At 68.1% G+C, this 26,216-nt stretch carries 22 protein-coding genes; 7 read left to right on the top strand and 15 right to left on the bottom strand.

The annotated features are described in order from the left end of the window. The first annotated feature begins 155 nt into the window (after positions 1-155). Positions 156-1,091, top strand: coding sequence for a glycosyltransferase family 2 protein (locus HV742_RS07985; protein ID WP_049071590.1), 936 nt, complete (start codon positions 156-158; stop codon positions 1,089-1,091). Positions 1,092-1,114: 23 nt separating this feature from the next. On the opposite strand, the gene HV742_RS07980 is transcribed toward HV742_RS07985, so the two are convergent. From HV742_RS07980 to HV742_RS07915, 14 genes are all read right to left on the bottom strand, one after another. Continuing rightward, on the bottom strand, positions 1,115-1,858 hold the full coding sequence (locus tag HV742_RS07980) for an ABC transporter ATP-binding protein (protein ID WP_049071591.1): 744 nt from the start codon (positions 1,856-1,858) through the stop codon (positions 1,115-1,117). Continuing rightward, a complete protein-coding gene (locus tag HV742_RS07975; RefSeq protein WP_175144769.1) occupies positions 1,858-3,651 on the bottom strand; it encodes a branched-chain amino acid ABC transporter ATP-binding protein/permease in 1,794 nt (597 codons plus the stop codon). The genes HV742_RS07980 and HV742_RS07975 overlap by 1 nt, the downstream gene beginning before the upstream one ends. Continuing rightward, on the bottom strand, positions 3,648-4,688 hold the full coding sequence (locus HV742_RS07970) for a branched-chain amino acid ABC transporter permease (RefSeq protein WP_054416489.1): 1,041 nt from the start codon (positions 4,686-4,688) through the stop codon (positions 3,648-3,650). The genes HV742_RS07975 and HV742_RS07970 overlap by 4 nt, the downstream gene beginning before the upstream one ends. Before the next feature lie 141 nt (positions 4,689-4,829). After that, positions 4,830-5,978, bottom strand: a complete 1,149-nt coding sequence (locus tag HV742_RS07965) for an ABC transporter substrate-binding protein (RefSeq protein WP_006388950.1) — start codon at positions 5,976-5,978, stop codon at positions 4,830-4,832. A 163-nt stretch (positions 5,979-6,141) separates the two neighbouring features. Continuing rightward, entirely contained in the window at positions 6,142-6,870 is a 729-nt protein-coding gene (locus HV742_RS07960; protein WP_026382659.1) for an SDR family NAD(P)-dependent oxidoreductase, read from the bottom strand. 38 nt (positions 6,871-6,908) lie between these two features. Next, a complete protein-coding gene (locus tag HV742_RS07955) occupies positions 6,909-7,694 on the bottom strand; it encodes a cyclase family protein (protein ID WP_068951001.1) in 786 nt (261 codons plus the stop codon). A 31-nt stretch (positions 7,695-7,725) separates the two neighbouring features. Then, positions 7,726-8,967, bottom strand: coding sequence for an SDR family NAD(P)-dependent oxidoreductase (locus HV742_RS07950; protein WP_175144768.1), 1,242 nt, complete (start codon positions 8,965-8,967; stop codon positions 7,726-7,728). Continuing rightward, positions 8,964-10,139, bottom strand: a complete 1,176-nt coding sequence (locus tag HV742_RS07945; protein ID WP_175144767.1) for a thiolase family protein — start codon at positions 10,137-10,139, stop codon at positions 8,964-8,966. The genes HV742_RS07950 and HV742_RS07945 overlap by 4 nt, the downstream gene beginning before the upstream one ends. Continuing rightward, positions 10,136-11,767, bottom strand: a complete 1,632-nt coding sequence (locus HV742_RS07940) for an AMP-binding protein (protein WP_175144766.1) — start codon at positions 11,765-11,767, stop codon at positions 10,136-10,138. The genes HV742_RS07945 and HV742_RS07940 overlap by 4 nt, the downstream gene beginning before the upstream one ends. Positions 11,768-11,776: 9 nt before the next feature. Beyond that, on the bottom strand, positions 11,777-12,268 hold the full coding sequence (locus HV742_RS07935; RefSeq protein WP_059269399.1) for an aromatic-ring-hydroxylating dioxygenase subunit beta: 492 nt from the start codon (positions 12,266-12,268) through the stop codon (positions 11,777-11,779). After that, a complete protein-coding gene (locus HV742_RS07930) occupies positions 12,265-13,578 on the bottom strand; it encodes an aromatic ring-hydroxylating dioxygenase subunit alpha (RefSeq protein ID WP_020925006.1) in 1,314 nt (437 codons plus the stop codon). The genes HV742_RS07935 and HV742_RS07930 overlap by 4 nt, the downstream gene beginning before the upstream one ends. Before the next feature lie 27 nt (positions 13,579-13,605). Further along, positions 13,606-14,583 (bottom strand): PDR/VanB family oxidoreductase, encoded by a 978-nt coding sequence (locus HV742_RS07925; protein WP_175144765.1) that lies wholly within the window; start codon positions 14,581-14,583, stop codon positions 13,606-13,608. Between the two features lie 22 nt (positions 14,584-14,605). Then, a complete protein-coding gene (locus HV742_RS07920) occupies positions 14,606-16,150 on the bottom strand; it encodes an indolepyruvate oxidoreductase subunit beta family protein (RefSeq protein WP_175144764.1) in 1,545 nt (514 codons plus the stop codon). An 11-nt stretch (positions 16,151-16,161) separates the two neighbouring features. Beyond that, positions 16,162-18,387 (bottom strand): ferredoxin family protein, encoded by a 2,226-nt coding sequence (locus tag HV742_RS07915; RefSeq protein WP_175144763.1) that lies wholly within the window; start codon positions 18,385-18,387, stop codon positions 16,162-16,164. A 371-nt stretch (positions 18,388-18,758) separates the two neighbouring features. Here HV742_RS07915 and HV742_RS07910 point away from each other — a divergent pair, with 371 nt between their 5' ends. The 6 genes from HV742_RS07910 (at position 18,759) to HV742_RS07885 (ending at position 25,156) form a co-directional block, all read left to right on the top strand. Continuing rightward, positions 18,759-19,253 (top strand): MarR family winged helix-turn-helix transcriptional regulator, encoded by a 495-nt coding sequence (locus HV742_RS07910; protein WP_068951015.1) that lies wholly within the window; start codon positions 18,759-18,761, stop codon positions 19,251-19,253. A 239-nt stretch (positions 19,254-19,492) separates the two neighbouring features. After that, entirely contained in the window at positions 19,493-21,064 is a 1,572-nt protein-coding gene (locus HV742_RS07905) for an ABC transporter substrate-binding protein (protein ID WP_175144762.1), read from the top strand. Positions 21,065-21,130: 66 nt separating this feature from the next. After that, a complete protein-coding gene (locus HV742_RS07900) occupies positions 21,131-22,120 on the top strand; it encodes an ABC transporter permease (protein ID WP_006388963.1) in 990 nt (329 codons plus the stop codon). Continuing rightward, positions 22,120-23,034, top strand: coding sequence for an ABC transporter permease (locus tag HV742_RS07895; RefSeq protein ID WP_026382652.1), 915 nt, complete (start codon positions 22,120-22,122; stop codon positions 23,032-23,034). Before HV742_RS07900 ends, HV742_RS07895 begins: the two co-directional genes overlap by 1 nt. A gap of 149 nt (positions 23,035-23,183) precedes the next feature. Beyond that, complete coding sequence (locus HV742_RS07890; protein WP_175144761.1) at positions 23,184-24,164, top strand: ABC transporter ATP-binding protein; 981 nt, start codon at positions 23,184-23,186, stop codon at positions 24,162-24,164. Further along, complete coding sequence (locus HV742_RS07885) at positions 24,161-25,156, top strand: ABC transporter ATP-binding protein (RefSeq protein ID WP_068956062.1); 996 nt, start codon at positions 24,161-24,163, stop codon at positions 25,154-25,156. The genes HV742_RS07890 and HV742_RS07885 overlap by 4 nt, the downstream gene beginning before the upstream one ends. 480 nt (positions 25,157-25,636) lie before the next feature. On the opposite strand, the gene HV742_RS07880 is transcribed toward HV742_RS07885, so the two are convergent. Next, positions 25,637-26,167, bottom strand: a complete 531-nt coding sequence (locus tag HV742_RS07880; protein WP_175144760.1) for a hypothetical protein — start codon at positions 26,165-26,167, stop codon at positions 25,637-25,639. Positions 26,168-26,216 lie beyond the last annotated feature (49 nt).

The raw sequence follows: 26,216 nt of genomic DNA, 5'->3' as shown, positions 1-26,216 counted from the left end.
GGATAAGTCTGGAAATCCATGGATTGTCAGATTTGATTGCAAATTTGCATGCCATGGCATCAGTTGGCGCGGGCATATCCCCTACACTTCAGGCGAAAACAACACAGACCAAGACCGCAGCGGTTATCCGGAAATCGCAAAGGGGCCCAGTTCGCATGACCGACACGCCGACGTTCTTCACCGTTCTGACGCCCACCTACAACCGGGCGGGCACGCTGCATCGGGTGTATGAATCGCTTTCCCGCCAGACGTTCCGGGACTTCGAGTGGGTGATCGTGGACGATGGCTCCACCGACAACACGCACGAGGCCGTGCTCGACTGGCAGCAGCGCGCCGATTTTCCCATCCGCTATTTCTGGCAGAACAACCAGCATAAGAAAACCGCCTTCAACCGCGGCGTGCGCGAGGCGCGCGGCGAGCTGATCGTCGCCCTGGACAGCGATGACGAAATGCCGCCCGAATCGCTGGCCACCTTCAAGGCCGCCTGGGAGGCGATTCCGCCGGCCCGCCGCGATTCGTACGTGGCCGTGACCGGTCTTTGCGCGCGTCCCGACGGCAGCATCGTGGGCGACCGCTATCCCCAGGACGTGTTCGACAGCACCGCGGTCGACGTGTATTTCCGCTATCGCATCAAGGGCGAGAAGTTCGGCTGTATGCGCACGGACATCCTGCGCAAGTTTCCCTTTCCCGAGGACGTGGCCGGCTTCGTCCCCGAGAGCCTGGTGTGGTGGGCGATCGCCCGGGCCGGCTACCTCAGCCGCTTCATCAATCAGGTGGTGCGCACCTACCACGACACCCCGGGCGGCCTGAGCCAGGGCGCGGTATCGGTGGGCAACAACGCCCAGGGCCTGTACCTGCTGGCCTGGGACATGCTGCAGCATCACCTGGAATTCTTCCGCTTCCGGCCGCGTGAATTCGTCATGGCCGCCGCGCGCTACACCCGCTTTCGCCTGCACCTGAAGCATTCCGGCGTGCCGACGGCGGTGCAGGCCTACCGCCTGACGAACCCGTGGGCGCGCCTGATGGTCGGCGTGATGTGGCCGCTCGGGTACGCGCTGTACCGCCGCGACCGGCGCCGCGGCGTGGCCTGAGCCGCGGCGGCCCGCGGCGTTCGCTACGCCGAGGCCGGCGCGGCGTGGCCCAATCCCAGATAGACTTCGACCACGCGCGGATCCTCCGCCACCTGCGCGGCCGGACCCTCCAGGGTGACGGCGCCGGTTTCCAGCACATAGGCGTAATCGGCCACCTGCAGCGCGGCGCGCGCGTTCTGTTCGATCAGCAGGATCGACACGCCCATGCCGCGCAACTGCTCGACGATGCGGAACACTTCGCGCACGATGCGCGGCGCCAGGCCCAGGCTGGGTTCGTCCAGCATCAGCAGGCGCGGCTTGGCCATCAGCGCGCGGCCCACCGCCAGCATCTGGCGTTCGCCGCCGGACAGCGTGCCCGACAACTGCGCGCGGCGTTCGCGCAGGCGCGGGAACAGGTCGTAGACCTCGGCCAGCGTCTGGTCCTGGTCGCGCAGGCCGCGGCGGAAGCGGTCGAAGGCGCCCAGCATCAGGTTGTCCTCCACCGACATCTCGGCGAACAGCTCGCGTTTCTCCGGCACCAGGTTCATGCCGGCCGCCACCATTTCCTCGATCTCGGCGTGCTCCTGGCGCTTGCCGCCGAACACGATCTCGCCGCGCGAGGGCAGCACGCCCATGATGGCCGACAGCAGGGTGGTCTTGCCGGCGCCGTTGGGGCCGATGACGGTGACGATCTTGCCCTCGTCCACCGACAGGCTGACGCCCGAGACGGCCTCGACCTTGTCGTAGGCCACGCGCAGGTCGCGCACTTCCAGCAGTTTCGCGCTCATCATTCCACTCCGCCCAGATAGGCTTCCAGCACCGCGGGGTTGTGCTGGATTTCCGCCGGCAGGCCCTCGGCGATCTTCTCGCCGAAGTCCATCACCACCACGCGATCGACCAGGCCCATCACGAAATCCATGTCGTGCTCGACCAGCAGGATCGCCATGCCTTCGGCGCGCAGCTTCTTCAGCAGCTCGGCCAGTTCGCCTTTTTCCTGGTAGCGCAGGCCGGCGGCTGGTTCGTCCAGCAGCAGGATGCAGGGATCCGACGCCAGCGCCCGCGCGATCTCCAGGATGCGCTGCTGCCCCAGCGCCAGCGAGCCGGCCTCGTCGTGCAGGTGTTTGCCCAGGCCGACGCGCTCGACCTGGCGCGCCGCCTCGGCCAGCAGGCGGGCCTCCTCGGCGCGGTCCAGGCGCCAGGCGGCCGGCAGCACGCCGCGATGGCCGCGCAGGTGAGCGCCGATGGCGACGTTCTCCAGCACGCTCATGCGGCCCAGCAGGCGCACGTGCTGGAAGGTGCGCGACAGGCCCAGGCGGGCGATGCGGCGCGCGCCGGCGCCGGCCACCTGCTGGCCCAGTAGCGTGACCTGGCCGGAGGTGGGCGTGTCCACGCCCGAGATCTGGTTGAACATGGTGCTCTTGCCGGCGCCGTTGGGGCCGATCAGCGCCAGGATCTCGCCGGCGCGGATCTCCAGGTTCATGGCGTTGTTGGCGACCAGGCCGCCGAACTTGCGGGTCACGTCGACCGCCTTCAGCACCACCTCGCCGCGCGGCGGCATCGGCTTGCGCGGCAGCGGCTCGGCCTGGCTGTCGATCTGCCGCTGGCGCCTGCGCACCGGCACGCAGCGCGCCAGCACCGGCCACAGGCCGCCGCGGAAGCGGTGCAGCAGCAGCACCATGCCGAAGCCGAACACGATCACCTCGAAGTTGCCGGTCTGGCCCAGCAGCTTGGGCAGCCAGTCCTGCAGCCATTGCTTGAGCACCGTGAACACGCCCGCCCCGACCAGCGCGCCCCACACCTGGCCGGCGCCGCCGATGACGGTCATGAACAGGTACTCGATGCCCATCTGCAGGCCGAACGGGTTCGGATTGACGAAGCGCTGCATGTGCGCGTACAGCCAGCCCGAGGCGCAGGCCTGCAGCGCGGCGATGATGAAGATCACCATGCGCGAGCGGGCCGTGTCCACGCCCATCGATTCGGCCATGACACGGCCGCCCTTGAGGGCGCGGATGGCGCGGCCCTCGCGCGAGTCGAGCAGGTTGCTGGTCGACCACATGGCCACCAGCAGGAAGGCCCAGATCAGGTAGTAGATCTCATCGCCCTGCGTCAGCGCCCAGCCGAACAGGTGGATGGCCGGCACGTCGGGGATGCCGGTGTGGCCGCCCAGGCCCTCGACCGAGCCGAAGGCGAAGTACAGCGACAGGCCCCAGGCGATGGTGCCCAGCGGCAGGAAGTGGCCGGACAGCTTGAGCGTGATGGCGCCCAGCAGGTAGGCCACCACCAGCGTCAGCAACAGGCCGGCCAGCAGCGTCAGCCAGGGCGAGGCGCCGAGCCACGCCAGCCAGGCGGGCAGGGCGTCGGCGCGGGTGGTGAGCAGCGCGGTGGTGTAGGCGCCGACGCCGACGAAGGCCGCCTGGCCGAAGCTGGTCAGGCCGCCGACGCCGGTCAGCAGCACCAGCCCCAGCGCCACCATGGCGTACAGGCCGATGTAGTTCAGCAGCGTGACGTAGAACGGCGGCAACGCCAGCGGCGCGGCCGCCAGCAGCGCCAGGAACACGAGGACGAGGTGGCGCGGGGTCATTCTTCTTCTTCCTCGACGTGGTGGCTTTTCAGGGAACGCCAGAGCAGCACGGGGATGATCAGCGTGAAGACGATGATCTCCTTGTAGGCGCTGGCCCAGAACGAGGAGAAGGCCTCGATCAGGCCGACCAGCACGGCGCCGGCGGCGGCCAGCGGGTAGCTCACCAGGCCGCCGATGATGGCGCCGACGAAGCCCTTCAGGCTGACCATGAAGCCGGAATCGAAATACATGGTGGTGATGGGCGCGATCAGGATGCCCGAGACGGTGCCGATCAGCGCCGCCAGGAAAAATGTGGCCTTGCCGGCGAACACCGGTGAAATGCCCATCAGGCGCGCGCCGAGCCGGTTGAAGGCGGCCGCGCGCAAGGCCTTGCCGTACATCGAGCGCTCGAAGAACTGGTACAGCACCACGATCAGCAGCGCCGACACCGCCACCACCCACAGCGCCTGGCTGTTGACGTTGACCGGACCCAGCGCCAGGCTGGCGTCGCTGAACGGCGCGGTGCGCGCGCCTTCGGCGCCGAAGGCCAGCAGGCCCAGGCCGACCAGCGCCAGGTGCACCGCGATCGACACGATCAGCAGCACCAGCGTCGAGGCCGAGGCGATCGGCTGGTAGAACAGGCGGTACAGCTGCGGGCCCATCGGCACCACCAGCAGCAGCGTCAGCAGCGCCTGCACGGCCATCGGCAGCTGCGCCAGCGGCAGGCGGTAGAACAGCGCGGCCAGCAGCAGGGGATATACCACCTTGGCGATGATGCGCCACAGCGGCGCGCGGCGTCCCGGCCGCCTGGCGCGCGCCATCAGGTCGGCCACGGCTTCGGCCAGCGCGAACGCCAGCAGCAGCCACACCAGCAGCACCGGCTTGCCGGCCTGCAGCGCGGCCATGGTGAGCGCGCCGAAGGCGACGAACTCGCCCTGGGGGATGAACAGCACGCGGGTAACGGTAAAGACCAGCAGGATGGACAAGGCCAGCAGCGCGTAGATGGCGCCATTGGTGATGCCATCCTGCCCGAGTATCAGGGCGATCTGAGCATTCATCGGTACTTCCGGATAAAACGGAAAAACACTGCAGCGGATTTATCCCCCCGAAGCGCTGCGCGCCTCCCCCCGGGGGGCATGCCTGCGGACCGGCAAAGCCGGCTCCGCGGCATCTCGATGGGGCAGCGTTCAAGGGGGGGGTTACTTGACTAGCGTCCAGTTGCCGTCCTTGACGGTGATGAGTTCGCGGCCGCGGTCGTCGAAGCCGCTGTGGTCGGCGGCGCTCATGTTGTAGACGCCCTGGGTGCCGACCAGTTCGCGGGTCTGCTCCAGCGCGTCGCGCAGCGCGCTGCGGAACTCCTTGGTGCCCGGCTTGCCGGCTTTCTCCGCCAGCGGGATGGCCTTTTCCAGCAGCAGGCCGGCGTCGTAGACGTTGGCGCCGAAGGTGGCGGGCTTGGAACCGTTGAGTTTTTCGTAGGCGGCGATGTAGTCGCTGGCGACCTTCTTGGACGGGTTGCTGTCGGGCATTTCCGGCAGCACCAGCATCAGGCTGGCGGCCAGCACGGTGCCTTCGACCTTCTTGCCGCCGAGCTTGAGGAAGTCGGGCAGCGCGGCGCCGTGGGTCTGGTAGAACTTGCCCTTGTAGCCCTGGTCGAACAGCGTCGTCTGCGGCAGCACGCTGGCGGCGCCGGGAGCGGCCACCAGCACGGCGTCGGGCTTGGCCGCCAGGATCTTCAGGGCCTGGCCGGTGACCGAGCTGTCAAAGCGCAGGTAGCGTTCGTTGGCGGTGATCTTGATGCCCTTCTCGGCCGCCAGGCCGGAGAACACCTTGTACCAGTTCTCGCCATAGGGATCGTTCAGGCCGATGAAGCCGACCGTCTTGATGCCGGTCTTGGCCATGTGGTCGACCAGCGCGCGGGCGATGATGTCGTCGTTCTGGGTGGTCTTGAAGACCCACTTCTTCTGCTCGTTCATCGGCAGCACCACGGCGGCGGTGCCCACCGGCGCCAGCATCGGCACGCCGGCCTCGGCGGCGAACTGGATCACGCCCATGGCGTTGGGCGAGCCCGACGGCCCGATCAGGGCGTCCACGTTCTGTTCGGTGATGAGCTTCTTGAAGGCCGTGACCGAGTTGGTGGAATCGCTGGCGTCGTCCAGCGAGATGTATTCCACGGTCAGGTCGCCGATCTTCTTGGGCAGCAGCGGCACGGTGTTCTTTTGCGGAATGCCGACCAGCGCGGTGGGGCCGGTGGACGAGGTGACCACGCCGACCTTGACCTGGGCCAGGACGGGCAGGGAGACCAGCGTGGCCAGCACGGCGGCGGCCAGGGGGAGTTTCTTCGACAGCATGGCAAAACCTCCGGATAGGGGGCAGAGTGGGTGCGGCTGGAAAACGGAGAAAACGGATACCGCGAAAATTGCTTTTGGCTTCAACTTTCTGGCACTGCACTGTAGACGCGGTCTGCGTGCTTACCTATCCGTCAAAACCCGAAGCGGATGCGTGGGACGCCGGTCAGATGGTGATGGAACTGACGCTGGCGCCGCCGCAGACGAACAGCGTCTGGCCGGTGACGAAGCTGTTGGCCGGGTCGGCGAAGAACATCACCGCCCGCGCCACGTCGTCCGAGCGTCCCAGGCGCTTGACCGGGATGCCGTTGGCCAGCTGCTTTTCGCGTTCGCTGCCGGGTTCGATCACTTCGTAGAACATGTCGGTCTGGATCGGGCCGGGCGCCACCACGTTGACGGTGATGCCAAAGGGGGCCAGTTCCAGCGACCAGGTGCGCGCCATGCCCACCATGCCGGCCTTGGTGGCGGAATAAGCGGTGCGGGTGGGCAGGCCCAGCGCGCCGCGCGAGGACATCATGACGATGCGGCCGAAATGGCGCTCCTGCATGCCGGGCAGGGCCGCCTGCACCAGGCTGATGGCCGCGCCCAGGTGGATCTGGGTCAGACCGTGCAGTTCCTCCTGGGTCACCTGCGGCAGCAGGTTGGGCCAGATGACGCCGGCGTTGTGGATGACATGGCTGACCGGAAAGCGCGCGGCGATCTCGGCGCCGGCCTGGGCCGTGGCGTCGGCGTCCAGCAGGTCGACCTGCACGTTGTGCAGGCGCGGATGGCTGAAGTCGGCGGCGCGGCGCGCCATCGAGATCACCTCGTAGCCCGCGTCGAGCATGCTGCGGCAGATTTCGGCGCCGATGCCGGCGCTGCCGCCGGTGACGATGGCAACGTTGGTTTGCGTCATGGTGAATCCCCCTGTGTTCTGTTGTTCTTGACGGCCGCTCAGGCGCGCGGCGCCAGCGCCAGCACCCGCAGCGGGCTGCCCGAGCCGCTGCGGATCTTGAGCGGCGCCGAGAAAATCACCGCGCCGGTGGGCGGCAGTTGGTCCAGGTTGGTCAGGCACTGCAGGCCGTAGCGGTTGTTGCCGTGCATGAAGTAGTGGCAGGGGTAGGGCGGATTCAGGTGATGGGCCTGACCGGCGTCGGTGCCCACCGATTCGGTGCCGAAGCCGTGCACGTCGCGTTCCTTGATCAGCCACGGCACCACCTCGGCGTCGGGGCCGGGCGAATGCGCGCCGTCTTCCTGCATGTTCAGGTATTCGGCCGGCTTGGCGCGCTTGGACCAGTCGGTGCGCATCAGCACCCAGGAACGGGCCGGGATGCGGCCATGCTGTTCCTCCCACTTCTTGACGAAGTCGATGGTCAGCAGGAAGTCGGGGTTGTCGCGCGCCTCGGCCGAACAGTCGATGACGCAGGCGCTGGCGATGAAGGCCTCGACCGGGATGGTGTCGACGGTGTTGTCGGGCTGGTCCTTGCCGGTGACCCAGTGCACCGGCGCATCGAAGTGGGTGCCGGTGTGCTCGGAGCACGAGAAATTGTTCCAGTACCAGGCCGGGCCGCGCTCGTCATAGCGCGAGATTTCCTCGATGCGGAACGGCCAGGCCTGGCCGAATTCCGGCGGCAGCACGATGGTGGGGAATTCGGGCGTCAGCGTCTCGGTCAGGTCCACCAGGCGGATGCGGCCCGACACCAGTTCGGTCATGAATTGGGCAAGTATGGGTTGGCTCATCTGTTGCTCCTTTGGTTTTCGTGTCGGGGCGTCAGGCGCCCAGTTCCCGTTCCAGTCCCTTGGGGTTCTCCGCCAGCCGCGCGCGGAATTCCTGTGCCACGTCGCCGACGTACACGTCCTCGACGCCATCCTTCAGCGCGCGCACGATGGCGCTCGCGATGGCCGTGGGCGCCACGCGCGGGGGCGGCGTGCGCTGCTCCCATTCGTGGTCGACCGGGCCGGGGAACACGTTCACCACGCGCACGCCGGCCGGCCGCATTTCGGCGCGCAGGCATTGCGCCAGCGACAGCGCGGCGGCCTTGGAGGCCGACCACATGCCGCGCGCCGGCAGGTTGACGTGGGCGTAGATCGACAGCACGTTGACCCAGGCCGTGGCGTTGTTGACGCCGTCGGCGGCGCGGCCGCATAGCGCTGGCCCGAAACCCTGCGCCAGCCGCATCAGGCCCAGCACATTGACGTCCAGGGCGTCGCGCGCGGTGTTGACGTCCTTGCGGCCGAGCAGGCCGCCTTCGCGTTCCAGGTCGGCGGTGTTGACCAGGATCTCGACCTTGCCGCCGATCGATGCGGCGGCGCGTTCGACCGAGTCGCTGTCGGTCACGTCCAGCGCCAGCGCCTGCACCCGTGGATCGGCCGCCAGCGCGTCGAAGCCGGCGTCGCGGCGCCAGGCCTGCGGATCGCCCAGGAACACGGTCGGGCAGCCGGCGTCGAGCAGGGCGCGCGCCACCGCCTGGCCCACCGCCGACTTGCCGTCGGTGACCAGCGCCCGGCGGAATTTCGGATCGCACGAGGACTCGCGCAGGGTCTTGTCGTCTTCCATATGGGGCGTATTCCTTTCGGGCAGGGCGATCATCACGGCCTGGCCGCCGCGGTCGAGCTTGAGCGCCAGCCGCACGCGCGCGCCGTCGGCGCAATCCTGGTGCACGTGCGCGACAACTGACGGGCCGGCGTCCATGCGCACGGTGCCCACGCGCCACGGCAGGCGTTCACGGAAATAGAGATCGTTGCTGTGGTGCAGGGTGGTGCTGACCAGCAGCAGGCCGTTGGGATCCACCGGCCGCCACGGCAGGCGCTCCGACAGGCAATGGCCGCAGACTTCGCGCGGCGGGTACTGCACCGCGCCGCAATCGGCGCACGTCTGCAGCTCGAAGCGGCCTTCGGCGGCCGCGGCCGTCAGGCCCAGGGCGGCGCGGCTGCGGGCGCCCGGCGGCAGGGTCGGCTGGCGCGTGCGCGCCACGGGATTCTTGCGCGGCGGCTTGGCTAGCGGCTCGGTCATGCGTCCCTCCTGGCCAGGATGGCCGCGGCGGTGCACAGCCCGCGGTCGTAGTTGATCATGCCGAAGCCGCTGACCAGGCCCAGGCGCGCGTTGGCCACCTGCGTGCCGCCGGCCGTGCCGGTCAGCTGGCGCAGCGCCTCGACCATGCCGAGATAGCCGCCGGCGGCGCCGGCCTGGCCCACCGACAACTGCCCGCCGTTGGTGTTGAAGGGGAAGCTGCCGTCGACGGTGAAGGTGTTGGCGCGCACGAATTGCGGCGCCTCGCCCTTGGCGCAGAAGCCCAGGTCTTCCATCTGCATCAGGTTGATGACGGGGTAGTCGTCGTAGGCCTGCAGGAAGTCCATGTCGGCCGGGGCCGCGTCCGCCATGCCATAGAGTTCGTCGATGTCCATGGTCCAGCCGCCGCGGGTCTGGATCGGGTCCTCGATCCAGGCGTTGTGGCGCTCGATGGTGGACAGGATGCGGGCGTAGGGCAGGTTCAGCGCCCGCGCCCGGTCTTCGCTCATCACCAGGAAGCCGTCGGCGCCAGCGCAGGGCATGACGCAGTCGAACAGGTGGATCGGGTCGGTGATGACGCGCGCGTCCAGGTATTGCTTGAGCGTCAGCGGCTTCTTCATCAGCGCGTGCGGATAGCGCAGCGCGTTGTCGCGCTGCGCCACGCAGACCTTGCCGAAGTCCTCGCGGGTGGCGCCGGTGCCGCGCATGTAGTGCGCGGTCAGCAGCGCGAAGCTGGCGTTGGGGCCGCCGGCGCCATAGGGGTAGACCGCGTCCTGGGCGAAGCGCGAGAACTGGCTGACGGTGTTGCGGAACGAGTCGACCTGGTTGGTATCGCCCGCGATGCAGGCGACGATGCCGGCGTCGCCCGCCTGCACCGCGCGCGCGGCGCGGCGCAGCGCGGCCACGCCGCTGGCGCCGCCCATGGGGATGTGATCGAGCCAGCGCGGGCTCATGCCCAGGTGCTGCGTCAGGCCCACGGCGGTGTCCGGCGCCAGCGTGAAGCTGGACACGCACAGGCCGTCGACGTCGGTCTTGGCGATGCCGGCCTGGCGGATCAGCGCGCCCAGCGCGCGGCCGAGCCACCAATGCGCGGCATGGGTGGAATAGCGCTCATACGGAATGCTGACGGGCAGGGCCGCCACCACGCCGTCGTAGCGGGCGCGCGGCGGGCTCATCGGGCCGGCTCCTGGCGCTTCTTCATGGCGGTGGTGTCGACGCAGCTGGCCGTGCCCGGCAGGGTCGGCGCCAGCGCCTTCATTTCGCCGCGCTGGATCTTGTTGGTGGTGGTGAGCGGCAGGCTGTCGACGAAGGCGACGTAGCCGGGCGCCTTGTAATAGGCCAGTTGTTGCAGGCTCCACTGCACGATGTCGCGGGCCGCGTCGGCGCGGGCGGCGGCGTCGGCGGGCGCGGTTTCCGCCACCACGCAGGCCAGCACCTCGTCGCCGCGCACCGGGTCGGGCACGGCGGCCACCGCCACGGCCTTGACCAGCGGATGCTGCAGCAGCACGCTTTCGACTTCCACGGCGGAGATGTTCTCGCCGCTGCGGCGGATCACGTTCTTCTTGCGGTCGACGAAGCGCAGCGCGCCGTCGGCCTCGCGGCGCACGATGTCGCCGGTGTGGAACCAGCCGTCCTCCCAGGCCTGCGAAGTGGCCTCGGCGTCCTTCAGGTAGCCGGCGAAGAAGCCGTAGCGCGGGTCATCGCCGGCATGGCGCACCAGCAGCTCGCCCGGCTCGCCGGCGGCGGCCTCGCCGCCGTGATCGGCGACGATGCGCACCAGCACGTCATCCTCTTCGCGGCCGAAGCAGCTGCTGCCGATGTGGCGCGGCTCCTGGTTGGCGATGATGACGGCCCCGGCGCCCGTTTCGGTCATGGCCCAGGCTTCCAGCAGCGGAAAACCGAAGCGTTCCTCGAAGGGCTGGTGCAGCTTGCGGTCGACGCCCGCGCCGAAACCGAATCGGATGGCTGGTTGCCTGTCCCGCGCCGACGGCTCGGCCTTCATCAGGAACGCCGGCATCACGCCCAGGTAGTGCAGCACGGTGGCGGCGGATTCGCGCACGCTGTCCCACCAGGTCTTGGGATGGAAGCGGTCCAGCGGAATCAGGCAGCCGCCGGTCAGCACCATGGCCATGGCGGAATAGGCCATGGCGTTCATGTGCACCAGCGGCAGCGGCGTCAGCATGCGTTCCTCGCCGGGGCGCAGCGCGGCCAGGCCGCCGATGCGGGCGTACCAGCCGCCCGCGTGCAGGAAATAGCGGTTCGGCAGGATGCAGCCCTTGGGACGGCCGGTCGTGCCGGACGTGTACAGCAGCGCGCATTCGGTCAGTTCGTCGGGCGCGCCCGCCAGCGGCGCGGGGAAGGGCGCGGCGGGCGGGGCGGCGTCCGGCCCCATCACGCGCAGCGGCCGGCCGGCGCGCTCGGCGGCGGCCAGCAGGTCGGCGTGGCGCTCGGGCAGTGCCACCGCCAGCGCGATCTCGGAATGGCCCGTCAGGTACTCCAGTTCGGCCGCGCGCAGGTCGGGGTTGATCGGCACCACCGACACGCCCAGCGCGTTCAGCGCGAACCAGTGCAGGAAGAAGGCCGGCCGGTTTTCCAGCAGCAGGCCGGCGCGGTGGCCGTGGCCGTAGCCGGCGCGGGCGTAGGCCGCGCGCAGCGTCTCGATGGCGGCGGCCGCCTGGGCGTAGGTCAGCTCGCCGGCGCCGATGCCGTAGATGTCGGCGGTTTCCGGCAGGATGCACAGGAAGGGCCGGGCGCCATGCCGGGCCGCGGTGTCCAGGAAAGCCTGGTGGACGGTGGGGCTCACAAGCCGCTCCTACATGAACAATTGGATGTTGCCGAACGCGGCGTCGCAGTTCACCAGGTCGACGCGCTTGAGGCGGATACGCAGCGCGCCGTCCTGCTCGACCAGGTGATGCGTGGCCCAGCCGGCGTACAGCGTCTGCGCGTCCTGCCGCGTCTCGACGTAATGGAAGGCGGTGCGCACCACGTGGCGGCCCTGGTCCGGCGCCGAATCGGGATGGTCGTGTTCGACCGTGGGCGCCTGTAGCAGATGATGGCAGCGGCTTTTGGGTTGCTGCGAGAAGGTGCGCTGGCCGGCCAGGCGCTCCACGCGCACGCGCAGCAGCAGCTTGTCTTCGTACATGAGCGAGGCGTGCAGGCGGGCGTCGGTCTGGCCGTGGGCCAGCGGCATCCAGTAATGGCCGTCCTCGGTATACAGCTCCAGCCAGTCCTCGAAGCGCAACTCGTCGAGCAGGCGCGCCTCGGCGTAGACGAAATCGATCAGGTCGCGGTCGCTCAAGCTCATGCCTGCTCCGTCATGTAGCGGCCCCATGCGCGGTACTGGTTGCGCATCTGCCATTCGTTGGTGCCGTTGGTGGTGACGTTCTTCTGGCCGAGCTCGGCGGGGTCGTACAGGCGGCCGACGTTGACCCAGTCGCGGGCGCGCGATTGCAGGCCATCCTGCGCGCGCTCGTACATCTCCAGGTCGTCGTGGCCGACCACCGAAGTGGGCGCGTTGATCAGGCGGTTGTACATGAGGGTGCGTTCCAGCAGCAGGTCGGGCGCGCCGACCAGGCGGAAGGTCCACGACTCCACCAGGGTGCGGTCGGCGGCGATCGGCTTGAACACGCGCAGGGTCTGGATCGGGCCCTTGACCATGATGTTGGGGAAGTACACGGTGTTGTGGCGCACGTCGCCCAGGATCTGGCGGGCGCGCTCCTCGCCATAGGCGGCGACCATGGACTCCCAGTAACCCGGAATGCCCGAATAGGCGGCGTGGATCGAATCGGACACGCCGGTGTGGCCGTGGCCGTTTTCCCAGACGCGGATGCCCATGTTCTCGAAAAACTCGTAGGGCGAGATGAATGGCGCGAACAGTTCCACCGCCATCGGCTTGGGCGTGCCGGCCGGGGCCTGTTCCCAGACCTTGACCGCGGTGCCGGCCGACGACTCGTGCGCCACCATAGGGTGGCAGGTGTCGGTCTGGTTGTCGACCAGCATCTTCCAGTTGCAGCGGTGCATGTAGCGCAGCACGCCGCCGGCCACTTCCAGCCGGCCTTCGGGCGAGCGGTCGACCATGTTGTCCAGCGTCGACAGCGCGTCACCGAAGAAGTCCTCGAACGACTGGCCGTTCGGGTTCAGGCGGCAGAACACGAAGCCGCGATGGTTGCGCACGTCTTTCACCGCCGCCATGCCCTGGCTGGCCTCGCACTGCTCCAGGCCGGTGTTTTCATAGCCTTTTTTCAGCGGGATCGACAGCAGGCTGCCGTCGGTCTTGAAAGTCCAGGCGTGGTACGGGCAGCGGAAGAACTTGCCGGTGTTGCCACAGGCGTCGCCCGCCACCATGGTGCCCTTGTGCGGGCAGCGGTTGTGCAGCACGCGCACCGAACGGTCGCTGTGGCGCACCATCACCACCGGCTGGTTGCCGACGGTGGTGGTGATGTAGTCGCCGGGGTTGGGCACCTGGCTGTCGTGGCCGACGTAGACCCAGGTGTTGGCGTACAGCCGTTCCATCTCCAGGTCGAACAGTTCGTCGTCGATGAACAGGTCCTTGTGCACCTCGGTCTCGCGCAGCAGGGCGCGGATGGCGTCGGGGTTGTCGCGGTATTTGGCCATGGGAGTCTCCTCTTGTCGCGCCCGGCCCTACAGGTCCAGCACCAGGCGCGCCGACTTGGCGCGCGAGATGCAGATCTGGATGATCTTGCCGCTGGCTTTCTCGGTATCCGACAGGTAGTAGTCGCGGTGGTCCGGCTCGCCCTCCAGCACGGTGGCCTGGCACACGCCGCATTCGCCGCGCTTGCAGTCGTACATCGGGTCGCAGCCTTCTTCTTCCATGACGTCGACGATGGTCTTGTCGGCGGGAATCGTCAGCACCCGGCCGGACTGGCGCAGCTCGACCTCGAAGGGCTGGTCGCCCGCCTGCGGCGCGGCGGTCGCGAACAGCTCGAAATGGATGTGAGCGTCGGGCCAGTGGCGGGCGCGCGCTTCCTGGATGACGGCGTCGATCAGGCCCTTGGGGCCGCAGACGTACAGGTGCTGGCGCGGGTTGACGGCGTCCAGCAGCGCCTTCAGGTCGAAGCGGCAGGAAGCGTCGTCGTCGGCATGGGGCACCAGCGCGTCGCCAGCCAGCGCCTGGAGTTCCGGCAAAAACGCCAGCTGGTCGCGGCTGCGGCCGCTGTAGTGCAGTTCGAAGGCGCGGCCGGCGGACTTGAGCGCCGCCGCCATCGACGCCACCGGCGTGATGCCGATGCCGCCGGCGATCAGCACCACCGGTTCGTCGCCAGCCGGACCCTCGTGCAGCGGGAAATCGTTCTTCGGTCCTTCGACGCTGAGCGTGTCGCCCACCGCCAGACCGTGCATGTGGCGCGAGCCGCCCGCGCTGGCTTCTTCCAGCCGCACGCCCAGGCGGTATTCGACGGGTTCGGCGAAGCGGCCGGCTTCCGGCGTCAGTTGCACCAGCGAGTAGCAGCGCGGTTCGCGCAGGCCGGGCACGCTGACTTTCAGGTGGGCGCCGGGGCCGAAGGCGGGCAGGGCGCCGCCGTCTTCGCGCGCCAGGCGCAGCGAGCGGATCAGCGGCGATTCCTGGCGGACTTCACGGACGATGAGTTTCAGGGTTTGCACGGCGTTCGTCTCTATCTCGATGTCAGGCGGCCAGTTTCTCGGCCAGTTGGCGTTCCATGGGGCCGCATTTCTCGTCGGCCAGCGCGGCCTGGCGCAAGGCGCGCAGCGAAGCCGCGGCATCGGGCCGGCCCGCCAGTTGGGCGGCGGCCGCGATCAATTGACGGTACTTGCCGCCGCCGCGCACGTGGGTGTCGCTGTAGCCTTTGACCAGGCGGCGGCAGTTGACGGTCTCGACCGCCAGGTCGTAGTCGCGCGGCGCCAGGTTGGCGATCAGGTCGAGCCATTGGGTCAGACCCTCGGATTCGATCTGGTGGCGCAGCGTGCGGCGGCGGAAGCGCCGCATGCCGGCCAGCGTGTACAGCATCAGGAAGCCGCCCAGCGTGCCGCTCTGCATGCGGCGTCCCTTGCCCAGGCGGCGTTCAACGAAACCGCCGAAGGCCTTCGACCGTTCGAGCCAGCGGCCCAGCCCGGCCGGCAGCGTGCCGCAGATTTCCTCCAGCCGCGGATGCATGAATTCGGTGGTGTAGACCAACTGGTCCGGCTTGGCGCCGACCTCGGCGCGCACCCGCTCGAAGCGGCTGCCGCGCGTCTTCAGGTCGGCCACGCGGATCACGTCGTCATAGGCCATGGCGGTGGCCAGGTAGCGCGCGGCGGCACAGGTCAGCGCCCATTGCTTCGATTCGCCGCCGTGGCGCGCGTCGAGTTCGCGGATCGCGGCCATGCGGGCCAGGTAGTCCTCGGCATAGGCCAGGTCCTGGAACTCGATCTGGCGGCGCGCGCCGGCCGTCAACATCGGCTGCGCACAGGCGGGGAAATCGCGCGTGATGCGGTCCAGCAGCGCTTGCGCCGCCGGGCTGGCGGCGCGTTCGGGCACGACCGGCTGTGGCCGGGTCAGGTCGATCGCGGCCGGCTGCGCGGGCGCCTGGTCGGCGGCCTCGAAGCCGAGCGCGAAGGCGCGCAGGCTGGCGTCCACGCCGACGCCGGCGCGGCGCACGGTGGCCTCGAAGTCGTCGCGCGAGAACGGCAGCGCGCCGCTGCCGGCGACGGCGCCGAACAGGCTGGCGCTGATGACGCTGCCGGCGCGGTCGGCCAGGTCCTGCAGGTCGAAGCAGAGGAAACGGCGGGCCGCGGCGCGGCCGGCTTCCAGCACCTTGTTGGGATCGGCGATGCCGTTGCCCGGCGCCGATTTCTCGCTGACCGCGTAGCTGCGGTGCGACGAGGCGATCAGCACGCTGCGGTCGGGCGTCACCAGCCCGCGCTGGATGGCGCGGCCGCCTTCCATCAGTTCGGCCGCCACCACCAGATCGACGTCGCCCGGCGTGGGCATCAGCGCCAGCGCGGGCGGACGGCCGGCGCGGGCCACGTCGGACTCGGGCAGCAGCTCCAGGTAATAGATGGTGGCGCCGGTGCGCTGCGCCACGCCCGGCACCGAAGTGGTCTGGGCCCACCAGCCGGCGTGCTCGGCCATGTCGACGATCCAGTCGGCCAGCACGCCGCCGCCCTGGCCGCCCATGGCCAGGATGGCGATCTTGATGGGAGTGCCTTGCTGCAATGCCACCGGGTTCATGGGGCGGGTCCTCACAGGGCGAATTTGGCCAGGCGCGCTTCGCGGCGGCGCTGCAGGTAGCCGATCACGCCCTGGCGCAGGCGCGCCAGGAAACGGTCGCGGCCGCTGGGGTTGTGGACGATGTCGGCGCGGTAGAAGGACGGGCATAGCACGGCGGCGTGCGCCACTTCGCCGCAGTTGCCGCAGCCGACGCAACTGCTCTCGACGTGGGCGACCGGATCTTCCTTGAGGGGATCGCCGCTGTCCTTGACCGTCAGCGACGGGCAGCCGGACAGCCGGATACAGGCATGGTCGCCGGTACAGACGTCGGGGTCGACGCCGAAGCGTTCCTTGACCACGCGCTTGCCGGCCTTGACCGCCTGGTTGAACAGCGGCTTGATGCGGCGCTGCTTGTTCAGCATGCATTCCGACTGGGCGATGATGACCTTGGGGCCCTTGATGTCGGTGGTCAGCGCTTCCTCGATGGTGGCGCGCACCTTGGCCACGTCATAGGTGCGGTCCAGCGTGCGCACCCACTTCACGCCCACGCCGCGCACGGCCTGGTCGATGGGATTGTTGGTGGAGCGGTCCGGATTCTCGGCGCGCGAGGACAGGATGTCCTGCCCGCCGGTGGCCGAGGCATAGAAGTTGTCGACGATGACGATGACGCCGTCGTACTTGTTGAACACCGCGTTGCCGATGCCCGAGGCCAGGCCGTTGTGCCAGAAGCCGCCGTCGCCCATGATCGAGATGGGCCGCTTGGCCGCCGGCACGTTGAAGGCCGCGGCGCTGGACGCGCCCAGGCCGTAGCCCATGGTGGTCGCGCCCAGGTTGAACGGCGGCAGAATCGAGAACAGGTGGCAGCCGATGTCGCAGGAGATATGGTGCTGGCCCAGCTTTTCCTGCGCCAGCGTCAGGGCCGAGAAGATCGGCCGCTCCGGACAGCCGGTACAGAAGCCGGCCGGGCGCGGCGGCACCACCGCGGCCAGTTCCGCGACGTGCTTGTGGAAGGTGATGGGCTGTTCGGCCGGACGCGGCGCGGGCTTGGGCCGGGTGATCTCGGTGACCTGCAGCGCGGGCTCGGCGGCGCCGGCGTCGGCGGCCACGGCTGGATGGGTCTGCAGCGATTCGGGGCGTTCGCGCTTGAGGAATTCGCGCAGGCCGTCGCGCATCACCTGGGTGGTGTATTCGCCCGCCATCGGCAGCACGTCCTTGCCGGACAGCTTCGTATCGACGCCGGCCTTGCGCAGCACCGCGTGCAGGGCCTGTTCCAGGTAGTCGGGCTGGCCTTCCTCCAGCAGCAGCACGGCGCGCTTGCCGCGGCAGAAGTCGATGACCTCGTCCTCGATCACGGGGTAGGCCACGTTCATCACATACAGCGGGATGCGGCTGTTGCCGAAGTTGTCGGCCAGGCCCAGCAGTTGCAGGGCGCGGATCACGCCGTTGTACAGGCCGCCCTGCAAGATCAGGCCGATGTCGTCCTGGTCGCCATCGAAGTGCTCGTTGAGCCTGTGCTCCTTGATATAGCGGATGGCGGCGGGCCAGCGTTCCTTGATCTTTTCCTGCTCGTGCAGGAACGAGGCCGGCGGCAGCACGATGCGGCTGGTGTCGCGCGCCGGGCTTTCCAGCGCCTGGGCCAGCGAGAACGCCGGCCGCTGGTTGTCCTTGGCAATGAAGCGACCGTGCACGTGGCAGCCGCGGATGCGCAGTTGCAGCATCACTGGCGTCTTGCTGGCCTCCGACAGCGCGAAGCCGTCTTCCACCGCCTTGACCATGCTTTCCAGGTTAGGGCGCGGATCGAGCAGCCAGATCTGCGATTTCATGGCGAACGCGTGCGAGCGTTCCTGCATGATGGACGAGCCTTCGCCGTAGTCTTCGCCGACGATGATGAGCGAGCCGCCGGTGACGCCGCCCGAGGCCAGGTTGGCCAGCGCGTCGGAGGCGACGTTGGTGCCGACGGTGGATTTCCAGGTGACCGCGCCGCGGATCGGGTACATGACCGAGGCGGCCAGCGTGGCGGCGGCGGTGGCTTCCGAGGCGCTGGCCTCGAAGTGCACGCCGAGTTCCTGCAGGATGTCGTTGGCGTCGGCCAGCACGTCCATCAGGTGCGAGATGGGCGAGCCCTGGTAGCCCGCGACATAGCCCACGCCGGACTGCAGCAGCGCCTTGGTGACCGCGAGAATCCCCTCGCCGCGGAACTCCTCGCCCGCGCCGATGCGCAACTGCTGGACTTCTTTCTTGAAAGACCTTTCAGCCATCTCGAACTCCTCCACGCGGACCGGCATCCGGGTCCCGAAGCCATGCTGCTGCGCAGCACGCCCATGTCACGAAATTTCGCTCTGAAAAATACTTTAGGAGTCAACGTTTTAGCTGTCAACAAAAAAGATGAAATTTCATGGAATCAAAAAAATATCACGCAAAAACAAGGGTGTATATACTGGTTGTTCTCTATCCGAGTGCTCGTGAAAACGCGCTTTGATGGTGCAAAAACGGGTTGCGATTCGGGGTATACCCTGTGCTGCGCAACAGCATTGCGCCGCGTCATGGCGCCAGCGCGCGCCATCGTGGTGCAATGCGCCTGCCGGCCTCGGGTCGCCTATTCAATATTGATGCGTGGGAGCGGAACAACATGCGGTCGGACAAGCACGGCGGCGGTACCCGGGACGGCGGTGCGCGGTTCGTCGATGACTACCTGGCCTATCTGCTGGCGCAGGCCAGCCAGCGCATCTCGGCGGAGTTTCATCAGCAGGTGAAAGCGGCTGGCCTGTCGGTCACCGAATGGCGGGTGCTGGCCAGCCTGGAAGGCAGCGCTGGCGAAACCATCGGCGACCTGGCGGTGCTGGCGATCACCAAGCAACCGACCTTGAGCAAGGTGGTGCAGCGCATGGAAACCGAAGGGCTGGTGACACGCACCGAAGTGCGCGCCGACCGCCGCCAGACGCGCGTGGTCATCACCACCAAGGGCCGCCATCTGATCGCCGCGCTATGCGAGCAGGCCATGCAGCACCAGAGGGCGGTGCTGGCGCCGTTCGGCGAGGATCAGGCGGCCCTGCTGATTGACATGCTGCGCCGCCTGATGGCCGAGCACGTGCCGCTCGACCTGCCGCTGGACGCCGACGAATAGGGCGGTGCGCGCGGGCCGGGCGGCAAACAAGCCCCCGATCCGGGGGGCCGGGATGGGATGGGCCGACCGAACGCTGTTTACATACCGGGCCAGCGATTTTTTTGTCATATTTTTATACGTCCCTAAATATGTTCTCCCTCTGAAAACCCCCTCCGGTACGCATAAACCCTTAATTGACGCGGGTCTTGGGCCTAGGCAATATCGCGCCGGTATTCAGACTACAGTCAGGAGTTGAACCTATGCGCCGCACTTTGATTGCCATCGCGATCGCCGCCGCCGTGGCCGTGCCCTCGATCGGGCAGGCCAAGACCTTCCGTTGGGCCGCCCAGGGCGACATCCTCACCTTTGATCCGCACTCGCAGAACGAAGGCATGACGATTGCCGCCAACAGCTACGTCTATGAACCGCTGGTGGACTACGACAAGGACTTCAAGGTGGTGCCGCGCCTGGCGACCGAGTGGGACCAGGTTTCGCCCACGCTGTACCGCTTCAAGCTGCGCCCCGGCGTCAAGTTCCACGACGGCGCCGCCTTCACGGCCGACGACGTGGTGTTCTCGGTGCATCGCGCCATGGCGCCCACTTCGAACTACAAGGCCTACACCACCGGCATCAAGGAAGCGCGCAAGATCGACGACCTGACGGTCGAGATCGAGACCACCGCGCCCAACCCGGTGCTGCTGCGCCAGCTGCCCAACGTGTTCATCATGAACAAGGCCTGGTCGGAGAAGAACAACATCGCCAAGCCGCAGGACTTCGTCAACAAGGAAGAGACCTTCGGCGCGCGCAACACCAACGGCACCGGCCCGTACAAGCTGAAGTCACGCGAAGTCGACGTGCGCACCGTGTTCGAAGAGAACAAGGACTGGTGGAACAAGGCCGGCAAGGTCGGCAACGTGACCGAAGTGGTGTTCACGCCGATCAAGCAGAACGCCACGCGCACCGCCGCGCTGCTGTCCGGCGAGATCGACTTCGTGCTCGATCCGGCCGCTCAGGATCTGGACCGCCTGCGCCAGTCGGCCAAGGTGGTCGAGGGCAACGAGTACCGCACCATCTACCTGGGCCTGGACCAGAAGCGTCCCGAGCTGCAGTATTCCAACATCAAGGGCAAGAACCCGTTCCAGGACATCCGCGTGCGCGAGGCGCTGTACCGCGCCATCGACGTCGACGCCATCAAGCGCGCGGTGATGCGCGGCCTGTCGGCGCCCACCGGCACCATGATCGCGCCGCAGGTCCATGGCTGGGCCGAGTCGCTGCACAAGCGCGTGCCCTACGATCCCGAGAAGGCCCGTGCCCTGCTCAAGGACGCCGGCTATGACGGCACGCTGAACTTCACGCTCGACTGTCCCAACAACCGCTACATCAACGACGAAGCCATCTGCCAGGCCGTGGTCGGCATGTGGGCCAAGGTGGGTGTGAAGGCGACCATGAACGCCATGCCGCGTTCGACCTACTTCCCCAAGGTGCAGAACTCCGACACCAGCGCCTACCTGTTCGGCTGGGGCGTGCCGACGTTCGACGCCATGTACACGCTGCAGAACCTGATCCGCACCAAGGGCGAGGGCGCGGACGGCATGTACAACCTGGGCAACTACAGCAACAAGGACCTTGATGCGATCATCGACCGCATCAAGACCGAAACCGACGTGGCCAAGCGCGACGCCGACATCCGCAAGGTGCTGGAGGTGCATGCCCAGGAATTCGGCCACATCCCGCTGCATGACCAGGTCATTCCCTGGGCCATGCGCAAGAACGTGTCGGTGATCCACCGCGCGGACAACCGCCTCGTTGCCGACTGGGTCAAGGTCGACTGACCCCGCCCTTCCGGCTAACCAGACAGCGAAGCCCCGCGGGGCTTCGCCGTTTTGCCTTTCCCGCCTATGTTTGCTTTCATACTGCGTCGCCTGTTGCAGGCCGTAGCGGTGATGCTCACCGTCGCGCTACTGGCCTTCGTGCTTTTTCAATATGTCGGCGACCCTGTCACCATCATGCTGGGGCAGGACGCCACCGATGCCGAGCGCATCGAGCTGCGTGAGCGCCTGGGGCTGAACGAGCCCGCCATCGTCCAGTTCGGCCACTTCGTGGCCAACGCCGCGCAAGGCAATTTCGGCATTTCCCTGCGCCAGAGCGAACCGGTCTCGAGCCTGCTCAAGTCGCGCCTGCCGGCCACGCTGGAGCTGTCCCTGGTGGCGGCCCTGCTGGCGCTGGTGGTGGGCGTGCCGCTGGGCGTGTACACCGCGCTCAAGCGCAACAGCCTGCTGTCGCAGCTGCTGCTGGCCGGCTCGCTGCTGGGCGTGTCGTTGCCGACCTTCCTGATCGGCATCCTGCTGATCCTGGTGTTCTCGGTGCAACTGGGCTGGCTGCCCAGCTACGGCCGCGGCGATACCGTGGCGCTGGGCTGGTGGACCTCCGGCCTGTTCACCGCCAATGGCTGGAAGCACCTGATCCTGCCGTCGATCACGCTGTCGCTGTTCCAGATGACGCTGGTGCTGCGGCTGGTGCGCTCCGAAATGCTGGAGGTGCTGCGTTCGGACTACATCAAGTTCGCGCGCGCCCGCGGCCTGAAGCGGCGCGCCATCCATTTCGGCCACGCGCTCAAGAACACCATGGTGCCCGTCATCACCATCACCGGCCTGCAGCTGGGCGGCATCATTGCTTTTGCCATCGTGACCGAGACGGTGTTCCAGTGGCCCGGCATGGGGCTGCTGTTCATCCAGGCGGTGCAATTCGCCGACGTGCCGGTGATGGCCGCGTACCTGTGCCTGATCGCGCTGGTGTTCGTGGTGATCAACCTGATCGTCGATCTTCTGTATTTTGTCGTGGACCCGCGCCTGCGCTCCGGGCTGACCCGCGGCGGAGGTGGCCACTGATGCGTGCCGTTCTGAAACGCTGGTGGGACAGCGATATTGCCTGGGCCTGGCGCCGGGCGCCCGTGGCCATTGTCGCCACCGTCATGCTGGCGCTGTTGCTGATCGGCTCCTTCGGGGCCGGCTGGGTGGCGCCGCACAATCCGTTCGACCTGACCAAGGTCGAGCTGCTGGACGCGCTGCTGCCGCCGGCCTGGTCGCCCAACGGCCAGTCGACCTATCTGCTGGGCACCGACAGCCAGGGCCGCGACCTGTATTCGGCGATCCTGTACGGCACTCGCGTGTCGCTGCTGATCGGCCTGGCCTCGGTGCTGCTGTCGATGCTGATCGGCATCGTGCTGGGGCTGATCTCGGGCTACGCGGGCGGGCGCATCGATGCCTTCATCATGCGCATCGCCGACGTGCAGCTGTCGTTCCCGGCGATCCTGATCGCGCTGCTGATCGACGGCGTGGCGCGCGCGGCGGTGCCGCGCGAGCTGCACGAGATCATCGCGTTCCCGGTGCTGATCGGCGCCATCGCGCTGGCCGGCTGGCCGCAGTATGCGCGCACGGTGCGCGGCTCGACCCTGGTGGAGAAGAACCGCGAGTACGTGCAGGCGGCGCGCGTGATCGGCGTGGCCTCGCCCGTGATCATGTTCCGCCACGTGCTGCCCAACGTGCTGGGGCCGGTGCTGGTGCTGGCCACCGTGCACCTGGCGACGGCCATCATCACCGAGGCGACGCTGTCGTTCCTTGGGGTGGGGGTGCCGCCGACGGCGCCGTCGCTAGGCACGCTGATCCGCATCGGCAACGATTTCCTGTTTTCCGGCGAATGGTGGATCACCATCTTCCCGGGCGCGGCGCTGGTGCTGCTGGTGCTGTCGGTCAACCTGCTGGGCGACTGGCTGCGCGACGCACTCAACCCGCGCTTAGGGTGATGGCCCACCCCCGAAGCGCTGCGCGCTTCCCCCTCAAGGGGGCATGCTGGCGGACCGGCGAAGCCGGCTCCGCGGCATCCCGATGGCCCCGTCGGCATTTCATCGGCCTCGGGGGCGCTGTACGTGGAACACGAATTTGAGAAATACCTATGAGCGCATTACTTGAAGTCCGCAACCTGCGCGTGGAGTTCCCCACGCGTCGCGGCACGCTGCTGGCCCTGGACGACGTGTCCTTTTCGATCCAGGCGGGCGAAGTCCTGGGCGTGGTGGGGGAATCGGGCGCCGGCAAGTCGCTGACCGGCGCGTCGATCATCGGCCTGCTGGAACCGCCCGGCCGCATCGCCGGCGGCGAGATCCTGCTGGCGGGCCGGCGCATCGACAACCTGCCCGACGAGCAGATGCGCCGCGTGCGCGGCCGCGAGATCGGCGCGGTGTTCCAGGACCCGCTGACCTCCCTGAATCCGCTGTACACGGTGGGCCGGCAACTGGCCGAGACCATCGTGACGCACCTGGACATGAGCTGGTCGCAGGCGCGCAACCGCGCGGTCGAGCTGCTGGCGGCCACCGGCATCCCGGCGGCGCGCGAGCGCATCGACCACTATCCGCACCAGTTCTCGGGCGGCATGCGCCAGCGTGTGGTGATCGCGCTGGCGCTGGCGGCCGAGCCCAAGCTGGTGGTGGCGGACGAGCCGACCACGGCGCTGGACGTGTCGATCCAGGCGCAGATCATCGAGCTGCTCAAGCGCCTGTGCCGCGAACAGGGCACGGCGGTGATGCTGATCACGCACGACATGGGCGTGATCGCGGAAACGGCGGACCGGGTGGCGGTGATGTACGCGGGACGCGTGGCCGAGATCGGCCCCGTGCGCGACGTCATCCATCAGCCGCGCCATCCGTACACGATGGGGCTGATGGGATCGATCCCGTCGCTGCAAGGACATGCCGAGCGGCTGGTGCAGATCGACGGCAGCATGCCGCGGCTGAACGCGATTCCCCCGGGCTGTGCCTTCAATCCGCGTTGCGGGCGGCGCCTGCCGCGCTGCGGCCAGGACCGGCCTGAATTGATGCCGGCGGGAACCTCCCGCGCGGCCTGTTGGTTGCATGAGAACGAAGTCGAGGTGACGCCATGAGCACGCCGTTGGTGCAAGTGAAGGACGCGGCGCGCTGGTTCGATGTGTCGCCGCCCTGGCTGGAGCGCAAGCTGGCGGGCAAGCCGCGGGTGATGCTGCGCGCGGTGGACGGCGTGTCGTTCGAGATCAATCGCGGCGAGACCCTGGCGCTGGTGGGCGAGTCGGGCTGCGGCAAGTCGACGGTGGCGCGCATGCTGGTGGGGCTGTATGGGCTGACGCGCGGCGATATCCGTTTCGACGGCCAGCCGCTGTCGCGCATGGCGGAGCCGGGCGGGCGCGAGCTGCGCAAGCGGCTGCAGATGATTTTCCAGGATCCGTACGCGAGCCTGAATCCGCGCTGGCGCGTCGGCCGCATCATCGCCGAGCCGATGCTGACGCACACGAAGATGACGCCGGCCGAGCGCACGGCGCGGGTCGGCGAGCTGCTCCGTCAGGTGGGGCTGGATCCGGCCGACCAGGGCCGCTATCCGCACCAGTTCTCGGGCGGGCAGCGCCAGCGGATTTCGATCGCGCGGGCGCTGGCGGTGAATCCGGAGTTCCTGGTGTGCGACGAGCCGACCTCGGCGCTGGATGTGTCGGTGCAGGCGCAGGTGCTGAACCTGATGAAGGACCTGCAGCGCGAGCTGGGGCTGACCTATCTGTTCATCTCGCACAACCTGGCGGTGGTGCATCACGTGGCCGATCGGGTCGGGGTGATGTACCTGGGGCGGATGGTGGAGGTGGCGCCGCGCGATGAGCTGTTCGCGCGGCCGCGGCATCCGTATACGCGGATGCTGCTGGCGGCGATTCCGGATATCGACGGGGCCGGCAAGCCGCGCACGGCGGTGGCGGGGGAAGTGCCGAATCCGTTGAATCCGCCGTCGGGGTGCACGTTTCATCCTCGGTGTCCGCATGCGAATGAGCGGTGCAGGGCGGAGGCGCCGGTGGCTCGGATGGCGGGAGTGGCGGTGGTGGCTTGCCATGCGGTGGAGGAGGGGAGGATTGCGGGGTGATTCCAGTGTGGGCAGTTTGTTGAGTTCTTGAGGCGTCTGTCGCGGCGGGCGGCGGCGGGCGCGGGGCTACGATTGCGGTCCGGAGCGTTCGCTCCGGACTGCCCCTTCCTCATCCTCGTTGCCGCCTGCGGCGGCTGCCTTCGGATTCCGTCGGGCGCATCTACACGCCCCGCGCCCGCCGCCGCCCGCCGCGACAGACTTGCGTCAGCGGCTCATGACGGGTGCTGGGGCGACTGGTGTGCTTGGCGTGTTTGCCGGCACTGTCGTGGGGGGAGAGGGTCTTGCGGGGCTGCTGCAACGGGGCCGCGCGGGCGGCCCGTTGCAGCGTCTGGGTGGTGGGGCGTCGAGGCGGTGCCGGGTGGTCGGTTTCGGCGCGGGGTGTCTCGGGCAGTGAGTTTGGCAAAGGGCTTCTTCTTGGAAGCCCTTTTTTTTATCGGCGGGCGGATGTGGGGGTATCGTGCCCTGCGTCTGTCATAGTGTTCAGTGACGATGACCCGGATCGTTGTGGTCGTGGGGGTGGTCGTGGGCGTCGTCTTCGTCCTCGTCGTCCTCGTCGTCGCCTTCTTCGTCTTCCTCATCCGGATCGGGCAGGGGTTCCTCGGTCAGGGCGAAGGGAAGGACGTCTTCCAGGTTGTCGGACCAGGCGGACTCTTCGCCGTCGTGGTCGAGCTTGATGAAGCGTTCGCCTTCGTTCAGCGAGATCTGGATGGCCCAGAGATAGAGGCAGTCGTAGGTGTCGTCGCCGCTCGGGGGCAGGCCGCCGCGGTTGCCGAGCAGGCGGGCGCCGGGGCCGCCGAGCTGGACGTGGGTCTGGGCTTCGTCGGGCTCGGCGTTTTCGTCGATGGGCACGCCATAGGTGACCCATTCGGTGCCTTCTTCGCCCAGCACCACTTCGGCCAGGACGGGCTTGCCCAGGTAGGCGCTGAGGGCGTCGGCGGTCTTGGCGAGCATGTCCAGCTCGGTCGCGCTGAAGTGGGTCAGGGAAGGCGGGGGCGTGGCGGAGGCGGACATGGGGGTTCCTGGCGCGATGATGCCGCGGGGACGGCGTTACGAAAAAAAT

This window comes from Achromobacter ruhlandii (assembly GCF_902859695.1).
In the GTDB taxonomy this organism is placed as follows: Bacteria; Pseudomonadota; Gammaproteobacteria; order Burkholderiales; family Burkholderiaceae_B; genus Achromobacter; species Achromobacter ruhlandii.
Note: the sequence above shows the minus strand (reverse complement) of the source record. Positions and strands in the feature narration are given on the sequence as shown.